Origin of the sequence: Stenotrophomonas sp. SMYL41, assembly GCF_036319965.1 — a bacterium.
Classification (GTDB): Bacteria; Pseudomonadota; Gammaproteobacteria; order Xanthomonadales; family Xanthomonadaceae; genus Stenotrophomonas; species Stenotrophomonas maltophilia_R.
In genome coordinates this window covers 64602-83347 of the sequence record NZ_JAWIRX010000008.1, presented here as the reverse complement: position 1 = coordinate 83347, position 18746 = coordinate 64602, and the positions used below count along the sequence as shown (strand labels likewise).

The window sequence follows — 18746 nt, the reverse complement described above, 5'->3', positions numbered from 1 at the left end:
CGTTACTCGCCATGTACCGGCAATCCCTGTATCCACCAGATGAACTTCGACACCCGCAGCGTCATGATCTCGCGCAGGCCCCAGCCGGTGTGGCCGGCCAGGGCGAGCGCTCCCTGCCTGATCTGCGGCAGGGTCAGGTGGTAAAAAGCGCGACGCCGGCCTGCAGGCGGGCGTAGTCGCGCAGCGGCATCCTGCGCACGTCATCCGGTGCGATCTCGCACAGGTTGGCGATCATGCGCACTTCGCGCTGGGCATCGGTGCCCTTGTCGTCCTGGTAGCGCTCCATGTCTTCCACGGTCGGTTCGCGCATGCGCAGCACGGCGGTGTCCACGCCGTTGACTTGGCGCGGGCGGGAGAGGGTGATTTCGGCATAGCCATCGCGTTCGATGACGGTGTCGGCGGTGGTCTTGGTCTTGCTGGACATGGCTGTGTTCCCGGGTGTGGATGGAGTTGCGGTGGATCCTGGGGCGCTGTGCGCCCCCGTGTACGTCGAGGCGGTGCGGGGATCAGATGCCCAGGGCGCCGCGGATGCCGGCCAGTGCGTCCACGCCGCCCTGGCGGGCGATCATGTTGGTCACGTCGATCTCCTGCACGACCTGCACGCCATGGGTCAGCTTGTAGTAGCTCAGTGCCAGGGAGACCTTGACCGTGCCCTTTTCGCCGACCTTGGTTTCGCCGCGGTCGAGGGTCTTCACCTTGCCGCGCATGTTGTGCACGACCGAAGTGACCGAGCCATCGTCGGCTTCCAGCGCCTCGCGGGCGGTGAAGCCGTACTCCTTGCTCTCGATGACGTGGAACTTGGACATGATCTCCGCGTCATCGGAGGCGAAGGTGACCTCGGCGGTCAGCTTGTCGTGGCCGAGCACGATTTCGGTCGGGGCCAGCATGCCGCCGGCCTGGAAGTCCTCGGTCTTCAGCGACAGCTTGGGGGCGGTGAAGGACACTACGCTGCCAGCAAAACCCTTGCCGTCGACGTAAAAGTTGAAGTTTTTGCGGATCTTGCGCGCCATGCTTAGAAGATCTCCGAGACGTAGTTGTTGTTCATGTGCATGCGGAAGGTCAGCTGCTCACCCGGGTAGGTCGGGGTGAAGTCGAAGTCCCAGTAGAAGCGGCCCTGGGCCACGCTGTCCGCTGCGTTCAGCTCCGGGTCGATCCAGCAGTTGCCGCCGAGGATCGCGCCCTGGGTCTTCAGGCCGCGCAGGAAGGCGTTGACACCCTCGCGCACGTCGTCGACGTAGGTCTTGCTGATGCCGCGGTCGACGGCCCACAGATGGGCGGCCTCGAGGCTGTCGGCAATGATGTCGGCAGTGCGCACCACGCACAGGAACTGCCACTTCTGGTCGCTGCTGGCGGTACGGTTGCCCCACAGGCGGAAGCCACCTTCGCGGATGATGGTCGCCACGTTCGCCTGGTTCAGCAGGTTGGCGCGGCTGGTCGCGTCGGACAGGCCGAAGTCGATCGCACGCGCGGTACCGACCACGCCGTTGAGTTCGAGGTTGGACGGCGATGCCCACCAGCCGCGTTCGTTGTCGCTGCGGGCAATGGCACCGGCCACGGCACCGGAGGCGTAGCGGGTGACGATGGCATCACCGGACTGCACCAGCAGCGCCGGGTCGACCACGTAGACGCGCTTGGAACCGGTCAGAGCGGTGGTGCTCTTGGCGGCGTCGTCGTTGCTGTTCGGGCCATCCTTGATGATCACCGCGCGCAGCTTGTCGGCGATGCCGAGCAGTTCGGCCACGACCGGGTTGGCGAGCACCGCTTCCGGCTTGGCCGGATCGGTCGGGTGCACATGGGTGAAGCCCGGGGCGACCAGGATGCGCGGTTTGACACCAACAATGGACTTGGCCGCCAGCAGGGCATGCACGCCTTCGTAGGCGCCGGTCTGTGCGTTCACACCGCCCAGCACGTTGGCGATGGTGGCGCTTTCGTTGGCGCCGCTCTCGACCCGGATGACGACGACGACGGCACTGGACTGGTCGAAGATCGCATCGAGTGCGCCCGGAAGGGTGCCGGCTTCCGCACCGGTCTTTGCCGACAGCTTGGCGGCCTGCGATGGCGAGGTCACCAGGACGGGGGTGTTGATGGGGAACGCTTCGGTGTCAGCCAGCGGTGCAGTGCCGACGATGCCGATCACGCTGCTGGAGGCGATGGCAATCGAACGGGCACCGGTATCGATGTTGACGACCTGTACGCCATGGAGAAATTCGGTCATTCGGGGTTTTTCCTTGGTGTGGGTGTGTGCCGGCAGGTGCAGGCGACGGGGACATGTTCGGATAAGGCGCACGTCCCGATAATTGCAGCGGTGGCCTGGTGATCGGTCAGACCCAGCCGGACGCGCTGACGCTGGCGGTGAAGGTCGAGATCTGTTCGTTGCCACCTGCACGACGCAGATGCACATTCACAGCAACAGCGGCACGTTCGTAGCTGGTCGACGCCGCGGGTACGCTGATGGAGACACTCGCTGATCGGGACGTTGCCAGGGAGACGAATGACGGCGCGCTGGTGCCAAAGCTGGCAGCACCGGGGTTGCCGGCACTGAACCGCACGTCGTACTCGGATGGATTCGCACCCGCCGGAAGCCAGCGGCCGGAGGCAACGACGGTGTTGCTGCTGTTGCCTCCGCCGTTGACGCTGCGCCGGATGCTGTAATTGCCATCGGACAGCATGTCGATCGAAATGGACGCCGACGCCGACCCGGAAGAATTGGTCTTTGCGCCATTGCTTGCCGAGAAGGCCTGTCCGTGGAAGGGCAGGCGATAGGTGGCCGAACCTCTGGCCGCCCACAGGTTTGATACATCCATTCCACCGACACGATAGCCAACATCCGCCCGCTTGCTGCCGTACTGGATATGGGCGTAGCGGCGGCTCAGGTCGGTGCCGCCGACACGGCGTCCCGAGTCCTGTGCCATTGGGCCTTCCACGTACGGATCGAACAGGTCGTCGAAGTCGATCCCGGATGAGCGATAGCCGCTGGCCATGTCAGCGCTCCGCCTTCAGGGCACGAACTTCGGCCGCCAGCTCCTGGATGGCCTTGGCCATGACCGGCAGCAGCTGGTCGAGTTTGACGGACGCGACACGCTCGCCCTGGAACTCGACGCCCTCCAGGTCGACCGCTTCCGGCACCAGCTCGGCCAGCTGCTCGGCGACGAAGAACAGGCGACGGCGACCGTCGTCGTTGTATCCGGGCTTGTAGTGGCCGGCTGCCAGTTCCATGCGCTCGACGGCAGCCAGACCGTAGAGCACGGGGCCGTCGATAGCCTTCAGTTTGCGCGAGGAACCGACATCAAAGCCGCCACCAGCGGTGCAGCTGCCCTTGATTGTGGTGTTGCCCCAGGTCTTATTGATTTGGAACAACCATTGGTTGAGACCTTCCTGCCACCAGCCAATGTTGCCGGATGACTGATTGACTACCAGTCGAATCGTCTCGGTGCCCGGCCACTCGTAGCGAATCTGGTTGTCGATGCCTTGCAGGATCAAGCCGCCAGGAAGTTCCAGGAAAGCATCATCCCGCAAACGCATCGTCCGCCGATGGTTCGTGCCTACGCTGGAGTAGAAGACGTGGCCGCCAGTGCCGCCACCTTTGAAATTGTAGTATTCCGAGCAGCCGTAGCCGTTCTCGCCACCATTCTGGTTCCAGGCAATGCGAGTGCCATCCGCATTGTGCGGAATATGCAGGCTGGTCGGGCGGAACTCGCCAGAGCCATTCATGGCAGCGCAGATGGCGCCGGTCTTGTTGGCCCATGTGAACGCATCGGCCCGCAAACGCATATGCGCGTCCGGGTTCTGCGAGTTGTTCAGGCGGGCATCCATGTAGACCACATCCGGTCCTGTGCCGATCCAGCCGTTGGCGTTGCTGCCGTTCTTCAACCAAAGTTCGGTCGTCGTCAGAGAGCCGGACATCACGTCGCCACCCTTGTTCACCTTCGCCGCCGGGTCGAAGTTGCCGCTCGTCCAGATCGAGCCACCTGCATTCAACGTGGCGGTGTAACCACCCGCAGAATTGGCGAAGGTGAAGTTCGGGCCGTTCTTGAACAGGTACGAGCTCGCGTCGCCCAGAACCAGCACGCCATCGCTGGCGGTACCGTTCCAGCCATACGAGCGCAGCGAGTTTCCGTTCACTGCGACGTGGCCGGTGAACGTACCCCCGGTCTTGTCCATTTTGGTGTCCGGCGCAAAGTTGCCTGCATGCCACATCGCAGCGCCGTTCCAGCGCGGGGTATCGCCGTGCTTGATGATCAACTCACCGTTCGCAGTGCGGTCGGTGTTGTAGACGCGCCAGATGCCGGTGTTGGCCCATCCACCGATAAACGACTGTTCCGCGCCGGCCGAGCCGAAGCCAACCAGGGGCGCGCTACCACCCACGAACTGCTGATCAGTGAAACTATTGGTTCCCTTGACCGCCTTGGCATCCAGCAGTCCCTGCAGTCCGTTCACATCAGCAATCGCGTGCTTGTGGCCCACCGTGGCGAAGTCACCGGCCAGGGCGAACTCGGAGGCATGCTTGCCGTCCAGGGTGTCGGCATCCAGGCCATTGCCATGGCCGGTATCCTTCAGTGCGGCGCCCTTCAGTTCCAGGGCTGCGCGGGCTGCTGTCGTGCTGGACGCAGCCAGCAGCGTCTTCGCCAGTGGGGTTGGGGCAGTGCTGCCGAAGCGCTTGTCGGTGAACGCACGCAGCCCACGCGGAGTGACTGCACGCTGGGTGTCCGCTGCGTCTTCCGCCTCGGTCGTGGTGGCGAGCTCGACCACACCCACGATATCGGTGGTCGCGGGCGGATAGATGAAGCCGGCGTCACCGAACTGGATCAGCGTGGTGTCCACCTCGGTGAAGCGGGTGTCGGTGGCCAGCAGCAGCATCGAGGCGGCCGACTTCTCCATGATCGGATCGGCCTGGCCGTAGGTGGCGAACAACGTGCCGTCGGCCAGGTACATGCCGAATCCGCGCAGGGCGTAGGCCGTCGCGCTGTCGTCGCGGATCGTGACATGCACGGTGTCATCGCCCACCGCTTGTCCGCCGAAGCTGGCGACGCGCTTGATTTCGCCAGGCAGCGCGGTGAGCCCGGCCGAGGGCGTAAAGGCAGTGGAGGTCAGGCCGATCTGGGTCACCAGAACGGCATTGGTGCCGGTGTTCGGCGTGTTGACCAGCTTGGCGAAGCCAGCGTCGGTGATTTTCAAGCGCATGCGGGGATTACTCTCCGATCAGTTGGATGCGGCGGAAGGCCGTGGCGTGGGCACCTGCAAGTACGCCGACAGCTGCGTCGGCCTGCATGCCCTGGGTGAAGGTGAAGTGGGATCGCACAGGTTTGGTCCGGCGGATTTCATCGATGACGTCCTCGACGAACATGGCCGTTGCGGCCTGGCCGCCCTGGTTGGCGATGGTCATCACGGCTTCGAAGGTGTGTGGCGGACCCTTGGGCTGAAGCTGCCACCATTCACGGATCAGGACCGAACCACCGAAGGCTGCGACGACATCGCGCACGCTGCCGGCCGTGCCCTTGCGGCGCTGGATGGCGATGGCGGTGCGTACGCGCGCGCGCTTCACGGGCTCGGGCCAGTACGCCTTCCATTCGTCCACGGACAAGGCCCAGGCCAGCCATGGCAGCAAGGTGGCTGGACAGCGGTCGGCGTCCCAGAGTGCGGTGATGTCCACCGGCAGCGGACGGGCGACGATGGCGCAGGCCAGTCCACGTTCGGCGCGGGTGGCGTTGGGGGGAAGCAGGTTTGCGCCACGTGGGACCACGATCTGCGCGTCGCCTTCGATCCGGGTGCCGGGTGCCGGGGCGGCCGGCAGGGTGACCGTTGCGCCGCTGATGGCAACTTCGCGCAACCGCTGCCGCCCTTGCTCGTCGGTGAGGTAGACCGTCTGCAAGGTCGCCAGTGCACCACCCGGGTGACGGAAGATGCGGTTGCGCCCATCGATGGCACCGCGAAGACGCGCGCCGATCAGGCGTGTGATGTCGTCACTCATCATTGCCGCCATGGGTCAGCGTGATGCGGGTGCAATACGTGGCCTGGGTGCGATCGACCACGATGTCTTTTGCCGGGCTGGCGATCTCCACGCGTTGCACACCCTCGGCGTGAAGTGCGGCGAACAATCCCGAACGGGTGACGTCACGGCCCAGCCGATGCGATTCGCTGATGTAGCGGTCCAGGCGGGTGCGTGCTTCGGCCAGCACCACCTGCGAGTCCGGGCCGGCGAAGGTGAACAGTGCGGCGTCGACCGTGTAGTTGACGATGGCTGCCGGTTTCACCAGCACGTGATCGGTCAGCGGACGCACATCATCCGCACTCAGCTTCGCCTCGACGATGTCGAGCAGGCCCTGGGTGGCGGTTCCATCCGTCTCACGCGACAGCACCGAGACCACGACCTCGCCCGGCGTAGGGCTGGTGGCGCTTGCGTCGAGTACTCGCGGGTCGGCGCTCAGTGCATGGAACACATAGGCACCTTCCGGCCCAGCCACGCTGAAGCCTTCCGGCCCGAGTTGGATGCGCCGGCGGAAATCTTCATCGCTCTCGTAGCGCGGCGGAACGCCCTCCTGAGGCTTGCCTGGGTCCAGCACCTGGCGGGCGACACCGAAGATCGCAGCGAGATGGTCCAGATCGCTGCCGACCGCGTAGGCCAGCATCACGCCCCGCGCAGCGTCGTTGACGCGCTGGCGATCGAGCAGGCGCAGGTACGTGCAGACCTCCAGGATCTTGAACGCCGGGTCCGACGGCAGGAGCGCGTCGAAAGTGGGATCCAGCGCCTGCAATGCGGTCAGGGACTCATCGAACATGGCTTCGAAATCGAGCACTTCGATGACCGCCGGAGCAGGCAACTGGGATAGATTGACACTGGTGAACGAGCCGGATGCCACGGTTAGCGAACCTCGATTCCTTCGATGGTGATGGCCTCGCCGTCCGGCAGGTGGATCCCGGTCACTGCCAGGATCATCACGCCGGGGGCGGGGAGGGAGACGTCGACGTTCTCGACGTGAAGCCGCGGCTCCCATCGCGCGAGTGCGTCGACGGTGGCCGCGATCAGGTCCATGCGCAGTGAGCGGTTGGTTGGCGCATCGATCAGTTCGAACACGCGTGAACCGTATTCACGGCGCAGTACCCGGGAGCCAAGGGGCGTGGTGAGAACGTCACGCACGGACTGGTGCAGATGGGCGAGCCCATCCAGTGATTTTCCGGTGTTGGCGTCGATTCCTCGCATGGCCTCTATCGTCGTGGAGTGCGGGTTTTCAGGGCATTGCGCGCGTGGCCGCTCAGGGCTGCGCGGGCGTGGTGGGTGCGGTCGGACCCTGTGCGGTGTGCTTGTGTGCCTTCAGGCCGATGGCGCCGGCCTTGACCTCGCCCGGTGTGCTGATGTCCTTGCCGGCGCTGATCGCACCGGTGACGTCCAGGTCGCCAGTCGCCTTGATCGATGGCGTATCGAGCACGATCGATTCGCTGGCGATCACCTGTGCACTTGCACAGGCGACGATCACCTTGCCGCTGCCGACATCGACGTTGAGCGTGGCGGTTTCCCGGTCGTACTCGACGACGCTGCCGTCGGCGAACTCGGTGCGGTGCCGCAGTCGCGAGTCGGCCGGCGCCGGGAACCGGTCCTGGTAGAGGCTGCCGAGAACGAGGGCCTGGCCCGGGTCGCCATAGGGGCACGCCAGCAGCACCTGCTCGCCGGGTTCGGGTGCACACCAGCTGCGCACGCCCGGGCCAGCACGGCGCTCCAGCCAGGGAATCCAGTCGGTCAGCATGCCGTCGGCATCCACGCGCACGCGGCCGCCCGCTTCGTCCAGCTCGCGCACGACGCCGATCATCAGCAGGTTGCCGATCAGCCGCGCCTGTTCGGCGCTCATGGTGTTGCTCCGTCGATGGGCTGATAGCGTGCTTCGTGCGCACGACCGATCTCCGGCACGAAGCTGTAGAAGGCCTGGGGAACTACGCCTCCGGTCTCCTCCCAGGCGTTGCTGCCCAAGGCGACCGGCAACGACCACTCCACGACCCAAGTGCGAAAGCCCGGCTGTGCCGTGGCTGCGTCTTCGGGCAGTGCGCTGATCACTTCGATCGCGCCACTGGCCGCACCGGGGAACCGCCCGAGCTGGTGCAACCAGGTGGCGAGCGCGACGGCGGCCTTGCGCAGCTGCAGTGCCGCGTCGGCAGGGGTGGCAGCGACCACGACGCGTGCCTCGAAGCGCAGCAGTGCCTGCATCTGCCCGCTGCCATCGTCATTGTCCTTGCTGCGATCACAGCGGGTCATCGCCAGCAGGCAAGCCGGTGTGGCCAGGCCTTCAGCACTGGATTCGCGATAGAAATCGACGGTTGCGAAGTCCGGGAAGCGCGCGCGGACCGCGGCTTCAATGGCGGAGTGCAGTGTGTCGAGAATGGAAGAGGGGGCGTCGGTTGCCATGTCAGCTCGTGCGTTGAATGGGAGGGCGCGCCTGGTTGGGGGGGCGCGCGCTGTCTGCATCCAGTGTTGCCATCCCCGTGGCATGGGACATTGCAGGCGTGGCCGCGGGGATCAGCGCAGTTGTTGTGCGGAGACAGTGCCGGTGGCCGTACACTCCGCGGGGGCTGTTGGCGGCGTGCCGTTGAGGGTGATTCCCTGCTGGCTGCCGAGGCTGCACAGCAGGGCACGAAGCTGGTCGGCCAGTGCGTGGTACTGCCGTGCGACCGCAACGTGATTGCGTAGGAGCGCATCGTCGTTGGCCGCTTGCAGGTCCGGCAGCTCGTCCGGCGCACGCAGCTGCGCGGGTGCGATGCTGAGATCAACGCGGCAGGGCGCGGCCGGCGTTGGCTTCGCGCCAGATGCGCACGAACTCAGCATCAGCATCGCCGCGGTCACGGCCAGGAGTCTTGGCATGGGTCTCGATGTCCTGTTGCAGGGTCTGGAACTGCCGGGTGCGCTGGGCCTGCGTGGCCAGCCGCTGCGATTCGGCCTGCGCACCGGCGCGGGCGTTGCCGAGGTCCTGCCGATGTGCGGCCTGCGCCGCTTCAGCGCGGGATGCCTGCCGTGCGGCCTGGTCGGTGGCGGTGGCAAGGTCCGCGCTGCGGTCCCGCAGCGTCCACCCCAGCCAGGCACAGCATGCGTGGGTACCGGCAAGGACCAGCAGGCCCATGCGGAAACGCAGGGCGACGGGCGTCACTGCAGGCCTCCGCCGGCGGCGCGGTAAGCCATGCGCAGTGTTTCCAGCGCGTGCTCCTTCTGCCCGTAGCCGGCGCCCGGCAACGACGCCCAGATGCGTCGTGCGGCGTTGATGCCGGCGTCGAAGCGACCGAGGCGGATCAACTCGTAGGCACCGCATTGCTTGAGCAGCGCCACGGCTGCGCGGTCCTGCGAAACCGGGCCGAAGTCGGGCAGGCCCAGCCGCGCGCGCAGGTCATCCCAGGTACTGCGCAGGAACTGGTAGCGACCGGCGGCACTGGATTTGATGCCATAGCGTGGCAGTGACACCAGCACGCGGGGATGGTCGCGGTAGTCGTTGAACAGCTGGCCACCAACGATCACATCGTAGCCGCGGTCATCCGAGCGCTGGCTGGGAATGTCTGTGCCTTCGGATACCGCCAGCATGTCCAGGAATGCGGCGACGTTGGCGCCACCGAGGGCGCTGGCTGCAGCGGCGGTCATGCGGCGGCCCCCGGCTGCTTGCGCACCAGGTTCAACAGAGCGTCTATCTGCACGCTCTGCTGGGCGATCTGCGCACGCAGGGCGCTGACCTCGCCGCGCAGCTGGCCGATTTCCTGGGCCATTGCTTCGCGCTCGTGCATCAGCCCGTCGGCGCGGGTACGCTCGGCTGCGAGCTGCTCCTGCAGGGTGCGGAGGGTGTTGCTGGTGGCCTCGTCTGCGGTGCGGTCGACTTTGGCCGACGACAACCACTGGCGCAGCCACAGCGACACCGCGATCAGCACACCCGAAGTTCCCCCCAGATATTTGGCCCAGTCCGGTACACCGGCCAGCAGGTCACTCTCGTTCATGCGCGCGCGTACCCCTTGAGCAGGGCTGGATGGACCGCGGGTGGCGGCGCGGAACGCGCGCCACGCAGGGCGCGCTTGATGGTGGTCTGCGAGACACCGAACTCGCGCGCGACGTGCTCGCGCGGCATGCCGCAGGCGACCGCTCGTGCGATCTGCTCGCGGCGCTCATGGGCGTTGGCCGCAAAGCACGAGGCCAGAAACAGCAGCTCGCCACCGAAGTGGGTGACCAGCCGTTGGGCAACGTCGCGGCCGAGGATGTCGATCAGGCGATGCCGGTCGGGCAGGGTGGAGGGAACGTAGACGATGACGCGATGACGGCCGGTGGTGCTGGAGGTGGTCGGCGGCCACGTACGCACCAGCGTGAGGGCTGCGGATTCGCCGATGACCTCGGCCAGGGTCTGGATGCTGTCGGGCAGGGCATTCATGGAGGATGTCTTCAGTGGCATTGATCTCCACTGTTGCCATCCCTTAGTGCTAGTCAACACCTTTCGTCTACTTCGGGGTGTGCGTGCTGAAGATATTCATCGGCATCCCGAGGACGGGTGAGGAGGGCCGCACGGCGGCCCGCGACGCCCTGCGGCCGTGGGCTGTCGCTGCGGATGGTCGCTCTTTCCTTCGTACTCGCAGTCCTCACAGGGGGAGGGAAAGGCAGATCAAGGGGATGTGGCAGGTACGGGGTGAGGATGGCTTCCCGTTGGCCGTCCTCATGCAGGTGAGCAGGCCCTGAAACGAAGAAGCCCCGGACAGTGCCGGGGCTTCAGAACCGCAGGTGGTGCTGGATCAAAGGTCGAACACCAGGTTGCCGCCGGTCTTGCGCGGTATGTAACCGGCGTCACGCAGCCAACGCGCCGCATTGACCTGGTCCATGCGCTTGACCGGGAAGCGGTTGGCGAACATCAGGAACCGCGCCACGGTGATCGATTCGCCTTTGCCCTTCAGGGCGGCCAGGGTCTCGGTAAACCACGGCGCCGGAGGCTGCTGGCTGCCGGGACGGGCTGCCGTTCGATCCTGCCGGGTGGTGCCGGTTTCGGCCCCCGCGTTGGCCAGCGAGCACAACGAGATGAAGATCGCGTCCAGGCTCACGATGTCCTTGCCACCCTTGGGCTGCGACTTGAACAATTCGATGGCCTTCTGGCGCGTCGACGTGAACTGTTCGACCTCCATGACAATTCCTCTCTGCGAAAATGGTTGGGGATGCAGGGTGACGACAGGTGCCGTCGGTGATGGGGGACGACCTTACATCATTTTCGCCGATGATGGGCCGGAACCTGCGGTTGGGTCAGGGAAAAGACAGGTCAGCGCGGCCCTGCTCCAGGCTCAGATCACGCCGCGCGACAGCAGCTGGTCCAGCGTCCTGCGTACCAGATCGGCCTGGCTGCCATCGTTGCTCACCTCGATGTCGACCAGCTCATCGGGCAGTGGCTGCTCGCTGGCGTGGGTGTCATGGCTGCCATGGCCCGGGCGGCTGACGCGGATCACGACACCACCGCGGCGACGGATCGCGCGGGCTTCATTGGCAAAGCGGACGTCGGGCACCAGTCCTCCCGCAGGCAGGCGCGCGAACAGCGAGCGTACCCACAGCTCGGGATGGACGCGGTCGCGGCCCCATTCGGTACCCGCAGTCTGCATCAGGTGGCGAGGGGTGAGTTTGGCCAGCCAGTCGATGGTGTCCTCCTTGCGGCGGTCCAGCTCACACAGGGAGAGCCCGAGGATGGACGCGACGAACTGCCGAAGGGGTGCGGCGAAGCTGTCGCAGGGCAGTGCCAGTGCCGACGCCAGCCCGTTGGCGAGGGTGTCCTTGCCCGCACGCTTGGCGCCGGCGATGCCGATGTAGAGCGGCGGACCCGCTTGAGGGCGTGCGCGAAGCGCAGTGCTGGCCAGGGCAGGCCCTGCACGGAACGCGGCCAGCGTGTCGGCGATCATGCGATGGCCGCTGTCGAGGGAAGCGGGAATCATGGGGAATCTACTCCTGGAAGAACGTGGCCGCTGCCGGTGGATCAGGAATCCCGTGCGGCGGTTCGGCGGTGCTGCGGGCGCGCAGGATGCGCTGGGTGATCCGGCCACCCCGCGCTGCCGCCGCGATCGGGTCAAAGCACAACATGGCGGTACGCGTACGACGGCCGGCAGCAAGGTGATCGCGGATGGTCCGCTCGGACAGTACCGGTACACGTTGGTGGATCTGTCGCACGGTGAGCTGCTCACCTTCGAAGGCATGCAGTCGGGGTCGAGGCATGGCGGAAGCGCTCCTGGAAGGTGGCGTGGCCGATACAGCCATCTTGCCCCTGCGGATCGATCCAGTCAACACCTTTCATCCACTATCATCCTGATCGGGCCGGGAGGCTGGATTGACGCTCCATTGCCGTACCGCCAGCGATGCCAACCGCTCGCGCTCCACAGGACCCCGGGCGACCTGAACGCGCTCAAGGTACTGCTGGCGATGCCGGCGCGGGCTGATCGTTCTGCACCGTCCTTGAGCGTCGATGCAGCGGTAGCCCGCCAGTTGCAGCAGGCGACGTGCCTCGCAGTCCAGGCGCCACTCGGCGCTGTCGCTGCCGACCTCGCGGCCATCATGGGTACGTGGCATCAGAACGGTCCTGCGATGTGTTCGGCGAGGCTGCGGCTGCGCGGCGGCATCAGCCACACCTTTGCCCGCTCCTTGCCCACCACGCGGGTACGCACGCCATGCCGCTTCACCACGTAGGCGGCGGCCTCGTTGACCTCGCGCCGGTTCGGTTTGTCGATGCCCACCGCGATGACGATCTCGGTGGCACGGTAGTGCGTGCTCCAATGCTCGGCGGGGAGGGACCAGTCGAAGTGGCGGTCGATCAGCTCGGCGATCGGCGAGATGGGCTCGTGCTCGCTGTTGGTCGCATTGAGGGCATCCAGCTCTTCGGTGGACAGGTGCCAGGTCTCGCCATTGCGGTACAGCGCATGGGCTTCGGCCCACACCTGCTGCATGTCGATCCGCGCCGGCTCACCCAATGCCACGGCATGCACGGTCCACCAGCGGCTGTTGCCGGTCGCGTCACGCAGGAAGCGCTCGTCGTTGACACTGGCGAACAGGATGGTGCGCCGCGCATAGCGCGATTCAGTGCGCGCGTAAGGCCGGCGGATTTCATCGTGGCTGCGCGAGATGAATGATTTCAGTGCGGCGATATCGGTGCGGCGGAAGGTGGCGTCGACTTCACCCAATTCCACGATCCACTTGGAGATGACCTGCTTGACGCTGTCCTTGTTGGCGGGATCGAGTACCACGCCATCGGCGATCAGCTTCAGTTCGGCCGGTGCCAGCTGCCGTGCCCAGCGCGTCTTGCCCAGATTCTGCCTGGAGACGAAGGTCAGTACACCACGAGCGACCACACCATCCGGTTCAAAGGCCGCCGCCACGCCGGAGATCAGCCAGCGCCGCATCAGCACCTCCTTCAGGATGCGGCCATCGGCCATGCGCGTGGGCTGGGCTTCCTGCACGGTATCGAAGAACGCCTGGAGGCGGGACTGGCCATCCCAGGGCTGTGAGGTAATCCAGCTTGCAACGGGATTGTAGGGATTGGCTTCGGCCACCTGGCACAGGTTGGTCTCGAAGCTGGCGGTGGCCATGCCGGCGCGGTGCATGCAGTCCATCACTTCGCCGGCGGCAACCTCCTTGGCATTGTCGATCGTGGACTGGAGGTCCGGCACCAGGATCTCCAGATCCTTGCGGATGACGTTGTAGCGCACCGTAACGCCGGTACGCCGGCACAGCTCGGCGAGATTGCGCGCAGTCGGCAACGGGCGACCGCGTGCGCTGCTGTCCGGGAACGGAGTGAAGGTATCGAAGGCGGAGAGGTTGCCGGGAACCTGATAGCTCGCGGCGGCCGGGGAGCTTGTGCCAGTGTCGACGGGTGCTTCATCCGGCGCACACGGCGGGTCGGGAGCAAGTTGCGCGCGCAGTGCCTCCAGGCCTTCACGCCGATGCAGGTCGTTGAAGTCGGTGGGGCGATCATCGTCGCCGTGCACGATGGCGAATTCCGGCCAGACCACCCGCGCACCGATGTCCGCCGCAGCTTGCGTAGCCTGGCTGACACCAGGGTTTTCCAGCGGTTGCCGCGTCCATTGGTCGTTATCCGCGCAGAGCACGAACGAGGCATCGGGCACGGCGTTGCGCCAGGCACGGGCCACCGCCGTCAGATTGCCCGCGTCCCACGCTACCACGACGCACCAGCCGGTGGCCTGATGGATCGACGCTCCAGTGGCATAGCCCTCGGCAATGGCGATGGGATGCCCGGGCAATGGCTTGCCGATGACATGAAAGCAGCCCTGCTTGCGGCCGCCGGCCAGGAAGTCCTTGTCGCGCCCCAGTGCCGGGTCGGCATGGGGAAAGATCGCCTGCAGGGAGACGATGCGTCCGGCAGTGTTCACCACCGGCACCAACAGCGCATTCTCGATGTGGCGGAACACCAGTCCATCGCTGTTGCGTACCGGCCACGCCGCCACGCGCACGCCGTGGGCGCGTACGCCCTTGCGGGCAAGATAGGGGTGGCTGTCGTCGGCGGGCATGGCCCGCTGCCACAGTACGTTGGCGGCTTTGGCCGCGGCATCCTCGCGCTCGCGTTGTTGCCGCTCCCGTTCGATCCGGGCCGATTCCTGGCGTTGCCGGATCGCGCGCTGCTCAGTGGGACTCAGCGTGGCCGGTGATTGCGCACACCAGGCGTGACGGGTGCCGGTACGCCAGCTGCCGAACTCGCCGGCGGGCACGTTGTCGCCGAACAGGACCGCCCATCCATTGCGCGTGCCACGGCGGTCACCCTCCACGTGGAAGCGCACCAGCGTGCCGTTGGCGTTGAGTGCATCGCGTCCGCGCGCGTCCGGCACGATGCCGTGTGCATGCATGGCCTGCAGGAACGCTGGAACGATGTCCTGCGTTGGGTGCGGTGTGTACATTCGGCGGGACCCCCTTGGAGCGTTGTTCGGTACACAGCGGCCGTGGACGGCAACAGCGCTGTGCGATGCCTGCCATGTGCAGGCCACGCGGCGGCGGCCCGACGCGAAGTGGTTAGTAGGTGGTGGAAGGTGGTGACGCGACCATGGTGTCGGATGGGCCTGTCATTTGCAACACCTTTGGATACCTGTCATCCCCGGAGCCGCCGTCGGCGCTCCATGCGTTGGACATGCGACTGCGATCGCAGATCAGCATCATCGCCGCCTTGTGTCGCAATCGGCGAGAACCGGTTTCCGGATGATGGTCGGGCCGTTCGAAGCGGCCCTTCACTCTCTCTCAAACGCCCGCCAGGGCGTCCATGCACAAGGAGCCTGCATGACTGAAGCCGACCTCAATGAAATGCCCCGGCCCGGCGCATACGTGCCGCAGACCGCGGACGCGACGTTCTCAATCAGTGCGACGACCCCTCGATAAAATACAACCCGCATGACGGACACCATCGACGAAGCGCAGGAACTGGACGCGCGCCATCTGCAACGAGCACTGGCCCAGCACGCAACGCGGGCCCGCAGCGCTGCCCCTCTCACGCCCAATGGGGAATGCCACAACCCGGACTGCAGCGAAGACTTCGACAACGATCCGGCCAGGCTGTTCTGTGGGCCTGCCTGTGCCGAGCGTTTCGAAGCCATCCATCAACACCGCAACGCATAGGAACAGGGGACATGTCTCTGAACAGCAACGACGCTGGCTTCACCGAACGCATCGCCGGTTTGTCGGCCGAGCTCGCCCTGTTGGTGAGCCTGGTGGAGAACCACATCCATCTGCAGTTGGCTGACCTGGCCGACTCGGGTGATGTGGATGCACAGGAGCGATTCGCGGTGGCCGATCCGGAGCGCTGGTTGGAGAACGCCCGCAACAACCTGCAGGCGGGCGTCATGTTCCTGGAACGCGCGGTGCAGCAGCCCGCACGGTTCTAGCGATGTGACGCGGGGACGGAAGGGGCCGTAAGGTCGCCTTCCGTCCCCCTGGGGCCATGGAGGGCGCCCGTGCCCGAGGCTGCGTCATCCCGAGGCTGCGTCATAACGTCGCAGCACCTTTCTGGAAACCCTGAACGTGGTCCAAGGTTGGCCATCGCCCCGTAGAATGGTGGCGTGCGTCGTTCTGTCCTCCACCGCCGGTTCCAGGCCCTGGCATGGCTTGCCATGCTGCTGGTGCTGCTCGCCCCGTTGGTGAGCCGCTGGCTGGCACAAGGCCACGTGGTCGCTGCCGCACCGGTGGCAGCCATGATGGGCCACGCGACGCACGCAGAGCATGCGCAGCACGCGATGGAGGGCCACCGCGGCCATCACGCGATGGCGATGCGGCACGCTGAACCAGCGCCGAAGCCGGCTGCCGATCCACACGCCGACCATGGGATGGGCGTGGACTGCGATTACTGCCTGATCGCCGCGCGGTTGATCACCCTGCTGGTGGCCGCATTGCTGCTGCTGGCGCCGATGGAACCGGTCTGCCGCGCGTTGCGCGGTGCAGTGCGGGCGTTGCCGCAACGGATCAGCGGCACATTGGGAGCGCGCGGACCGCCGGCCTTCATGGCCGCCTGAGCCGCACGCGCGCTGCATTGATCTTCCATCCATGAGGTTGCCGGCCATGGCCGGCGCCCGCACGCGCGTGTTTGTCACTTTCTGATTGCTGCCCTGCCATCGCGGGGTGGCCTTGCATGCCGTGAAAAAATGAAAACGACCCCCAACTCCACGCGCCTGCGCCGGGCGACGCTGCCTGTCCTGTGCGCGTTGCTCCTGCATGCCGCGCCCCTGCTTGCCGCCGACGCGGCACCACCGACGACGCTGGATACCGTGCGCGTGGTCGACACCCGCAGCGGCGAACTTTCGTCCACCGCCAGCGCCGGTTCCACGCTGGGCCTGAGCGTGCTGCAGACACCGGCGAGCTTGACCGTCATCTCGCGCGAACAGCTGGAGCAGCGCGGTGACACGAACCTCAACGATGCGATCAGCCGGGCAGGCGCCATCAGTGCCATGCCGCACCCCGGCAACGGCCTGAGTGCGTTGTCCAGCCGCGGCTTCACCGACGGCGCTTCGGTGATGCGCCTGTACGACGGGTTGCGCCAGTACGGCGGCGTGGGCATCACGTTCCCGTTCGATACCTGGTCGATCGAGCGCATCGAAGTGCTGCGTGGACCGGCCTCGGTGATCCATGGCGACGGTGCGATCGGCGGCGTGGTCAACATCGTGCCGAAGAAGCCCTCGCGCGGCGCCATCGAGAACGAGATCAGCGTGACCGTGGGCAGCGAGGACACCGCGCGGCTGGGCTTCGGCAGTGGTGGCGCGCTGACGCCCGAGCTGGCCTACCGGCTGGACGTGAGTGGTAATTACGGCGGTGGCTGGGTTGACCGTGGCCGCAACAGTGACACCACCTTCTCCGGTGCCTTGTTGTGGCAGCCGCGTGCGGACCTGCAGCTGACCCTCACCCATGCGCAGGGCTACCAGCAACCGATGCGCTACTTTGGCACGCCGCTGGTGGATGGCCGCCAGCTGGAGGCGCTGCGCCACCGCAACTACAACGTGGATGACAGCGAGATCCGCTATCGCGACCGCTGGACCCAGCTCGATGCACTGTGGACGCCGAGCGCGAACGTCGAATGGCGCACGCGCCTCTACCAGATCGACAGCCAGCGCGATTGGCGCAATGCCGAGGCCTATGTCTACAACCGCGCCACCGGTCTGATTGATCGATCGGGCAATACCGAGATCACCCACAACCAGGACCAGACCGGACTGACCTCAACGCTGCGTGTGCAGGGCAATGTGGGCGGTTGGGCGAACAGCTTGGCGGTGGGCCTGGATGCCAACCGCGCGCACTTCAAGCACACCAACAACAGCTATGCCGGCAGCTCGGGTCCGGTCGATCCGTTCGATCCGATTCCGGGCCAGTTCACCAGCGACGCGCCGAACCTGCCGCGCTACCGCAACCGTGCCGAGCAATACGCGCTGTTCGTGGAGGACCGGCTGGCATTGAGCGAACGCTGGTCGGTACTGGGTGGGCTGCGCCACGACCGCGCGCGCATCGATCGCTCCGATCTGATCGGCGGCCAGAACGCGTTCTCGAAGACCTACAGCAGCACCGGCTGGCGCGCAGGTACGGTGTTCGCGTTGCAGCCGACGCTGAGCCTGTATGCGCAGTACTCGCAGGCGGCAGACCCTGTCAGCGGACTGCTGATGATCAGCCCGGCCAACGGAGCGTTCGACCTGGCCAAGGGGCGGCAGATCGAAGTGGGCCTGAAGCAGGCCTTCGACGGCGGCGAGTGGACGTTGGCCGCGTATCGCATCCGCAAGACCGGACTGCTCAGCCGCGATCCGCTGGTGCCGGATCGCCGCGTGCAGGTGGGCGCGCAGACCTCGCGTGGCATAGAAGCCTCCTTGAACTGGAACTTCGCGCCGCACTGGTCGCTCGACGCCAACGCCACGGTGCTGAAGGCCGAGTTCGAGGACTTCCTGGAGACGACCGGCTCGCCGCCGATGCTGGTGTCGCGTGATGGCAACGTGCCGCCGAACGTAGCCGAACGCCTGGCCAATGCATGGTTGAGCTGGCAGTTCCTGCCGGACTGGAGCGCGGCGGCCGGCGTCCGCTATGTCGGCAAGCGCTATGCCGACAATGCCAACACGCTGGAACTGCCCGGCTACAGCACCACCGACCTGGCGCTGACCTGGCAGGCAGCACCGCGCACGCGATTGTCTGCGCGCCTGTTCAACGTGTTCGACAAGGCGTACTACGCCACCGCGTACTACACCAGCACGCAGTGGCTGCTGGGTGCGGACCGGCGCATTGAATTCACCGTCGACCGTCGCTTCTGAGG

The 18746-nt window shown here is 66.0% G+C and carries 23 protein-coding genes; 4 read left to right on the top strand and 19 right to left on the bottom strand.

Annotation, left to right across the window (positions count from 1 at the left end; genetic code table 11):
* Positions 1-133 precede the first annotated feature (133 nt).
* The 19 genes from V3B30_RS11290 to V3B30_RS11200 form a co-directional block, all read right to left on the bottom strand.
* Complete coding sequence (locus V3B30_RS11290) at positions 134-424, bottom strand: phage tail assembly protein (protein WP_093817500.1); 291 nt, start codon at positions 422-424, stop codon at positions 134-136.
* A gap of 82 nt (positions 425-506) precedes the next feature.
* A complete protein-coding gene (locus tag V3B30_RS11285; protein WP_262083197.1) occupies positions 507-1010 on the bottom strand; it encodes a phage major tail tube protein in 504 nt (167 codons plus the stop codon).
* Positions 1011-1012: 2 nt separating this feature from the next.
* Complete coding sequence (locus V3B30_RS11280; protein WP_262083198.1) at positions 1013-2215, bottom strand: phage tail sheath C-terminal domain-containing protein; 1203 nt, start codon at positions 2213-2215, stop codon at positions 1013-1015.
* Between the two features lie 106 nt (positions 2216-2321).
* A complete protein-coding gene (locus V3B30_RS11275; protein WP_262083199.1) occupies positions 2322-2981 on the bottom strand; it encodes a hypothetical protein in 660 nt (219 codons plus the stop codon).
* A gap of 1 nt (position 2982) precedes the next feature.
* Positions 2983-5181 (bottom strand): tail fiber domain-containing protein, encoded by a 2199-nt coding sequence (locus V3B30_RS11270; protein WP_262083200.1) that lies wholly within the window; start codon positions 5179-5181, stop codon positions 2983-2985.
* A 7-nt stretch (positions 5182-5188) separates the two neighbouring features.
* Positions 5189-5740: a phage tail protein I gene (locus V3B30_RS11265; protein ID WP_262083250.1), complete on the bottom strand. Its 552-nt coding sequence runs from the start codon at positions 5738-5740 to the stop codon at positions 5189-5191.
* A 220-nt stretch (positions 5741-5960) separates the two neighbouring features.
* Complete coding sequence (locus V3B30_RS11260; RefSeq protein ID WP_262083201.1) at positions 5961-6857, bottom strand: baseplate J/gp47 family protein; 897 nt, start codon at positions 6855-6857, stop codon at positions 5961-5963.
* A 2-nt stretch (positions 6858-6859) separates the two neighbouring features.
* The gene (locus V3B30_RS11255) at positions 6860-7198 is read right to left on the bottom strand and encodes a GPW/gp25 family protein (RefSeq protein WP_010483777.1); all 339 of its coding nucleotides are present in this window, start codon (positions 7196-7198) and stop codon (positions 6860-6862) included.
* 52 nt (positions 7199-7250) lie between these two features.
* The gene (locus tag V3B30_RS11250; RefSeq protein WP_262083202.1) at positions 7251-7841 is read right to left on the bottom strand and encodes a phage baseplate assembly protein V; all 591 of its coding nucleotides are present in this window, start codon (positions 7839-7841) and stop codon (positions 7251-7253) included.
* Complete coding sequence (locus V3B30_RS11245; RefSeq protein WP_262083203.1) at positions 7838-8392, bottom strand: hypothetical protein; 555 nt, start codon at positions 8390-8392, stop codon at positions 7838-7840. Before V3B30_RS11245 ends, V3B30_RS11250 begins: the two co-directional genes overlap by 4 nt.
* Before the next feature lie 358 nt (positions 8393-8750).
* The gene (locus tag V3B30_RS11240) at positions 8751-9128 is read right to left on the bottom strand and encodes a hypothetical protein (RefSeq protein ID WP_262083204.1); all 378 of its coding nucleotides are present in this window, start codon (positions 9126-9128) and stop codon (positions 8751-8753) included.
* Positions 9125-9610, bottom strand: coding sequence for a glycoside hydrolase family 104 protein (locus V3B30_RS11235; RefSeq protein ID WP_262083205.1), 486 nt, complete (start codon positions 9608-9610; stop codon positions 9125-9127). Before V3B30_RS11235 ends, V3B30_RS11240 begins: the two co-directional genes overlap by 4 nt.
* Complete coding sequence (locus V3B30_RS11230; RefSeq protein WP_005408337.1) at positions 9607-9957, bottom strand: hypothetical protein; 351 nt, start codon at positions 9955-9957, stop codon at positions 9607-9609. Before V3B30_RS11230 ends, V3B30_RS11235 begins: the two co-directional genes overlap by 4 nt.
* Positions 9954-10382 carry a Mor transcription activator family protein gene (locus tag V3B30_RS11225; protein WP_262083206.1) on the bottom strand — a complete coding sequence of 143 codons (429 nt, stop codon included), beginning with the start codon at positions 10380-10382 and terminating at the stop codon, positions 9954-9956. The genes V3B30_RS11230 and V3B30_RS11225 overlap by 4 nt, the downstream gene beginning before the upstream one ends.
* Positions 10383-10737: 355 nt before the next feature.
* The gene (locus V3B30_RS11220) at positions 10738-11121 is read right to left on the bottom strand and encodes a hypothetical protein (protein WP_262083207.1); all 384 of its coding nucleotides are present in this window, start codon (positions 11119-11121) and stop codon (positions 10738-10740) included.
* A 153-nt stretch (positions 11122-11274) separates the two neighbouring features.
* The gene (locus tag V3B30_RS11215; RefSeq protein ID WP_262083208.1) at positions 11275-11913 is read right to left on the bottom strand and encodes a hypothetical protein; all 639 of its coding nucleotides are present in this window, start codon (positions 11911-11913) and stop codon (positions 11275-11277) included.
* A gap of 7 nt (positions 11914-11920) precedes the next feature.
* Positions 11921-12190, bottom strand: a complete 270-nt coding sequence (locus V3B30_RS11210) for a hypothetical protein (protein ID WP_262083209.1) — start codon at positions 12188-12190, stop codon at positions 11921-11923.
* Positions 12191-12265: 75 nt separating this feature from the next.
* Complete coding sequence (locus V3B30_RS11205; RefSeq protein ID WP_262083210.1) at positions 12266-12541, bottom strand: hypothetical protein; 276 nt, start codon at positions 12539-12541, stop codon at positions 12266-12268.
* Complete coding sequence (locus V3B30_RS11200) at positions 12541-14877, bottom strand: VapE domain-containing protein (protein ID WP_262083211.1); 2337 nt, start codon at positions 14875-14877, stop codon at positions 12541-12543. Before V3B30_RS11200 ends, V3B30_RS11205 begins: the two co-directional genes overlap by 1 nt.
* A 484-nt stretch (positions 14878-15361) precedes the next feature.
* On the opposite strand from V3B30_RS11200, the gene V3B30_RS11195 reads away from it, so the two are divergent.
* The 4 genes from V3B30_RS11195 to V3B30_RS11180 all read left to right on the top strand — a co-directional run bounded on the left by V3B30_RS11195 (position 15362) and on the right by V3B30_RS11180 (position 18744).
* Entirely contained in the window at positions 15362-15586 is a 225-nt protein-coding gene (locus V3B30_RS11195; RefSeq protein ID WP_262083212.1) for a hypothetical protein, read from the top strand.
* An 11-nt stretch (positions 15587-15597) separates the two neighbouring features.
* On the top strand, positions 15598-15852 hold the full coding sequence (locus tag V3B30_RS11190; RefSeq protein ID WP_262083213.1) for a hypothetical protein: 255 nt from the start codon (positions 15598-15600) through the stop codon (positions 15850-15852).
* A 225-nt stretch (positions 15853-16077) separates the two neighbouring features.
* Positions 16078-16476 carry a DUF2946 family protein gene (locus V3B30_RS11185; protein ID WP_262083251.1) on the top strand — a complete coding sequence of 133 codons (399 nt, stop codon included), beginning with the start codon at positions 16078-16080 and terminating at the stop codon, positions 16474-16476.
* A gap of 129 nt (positions 16477-16605) precedes the next feature.
* On the top strand, positions 16606-18744 hold the full coding sequence (locus tag V3B30_RS11180) for a TonB-dependent receptor (RefSeq protein ID WP_262083214.1): 2139 nt from the start codon (positions 16606-16608) through the stop codon (positions 18742-18744).
* Positions 18745-18746 lie beyond the last annotated feature (2 nt).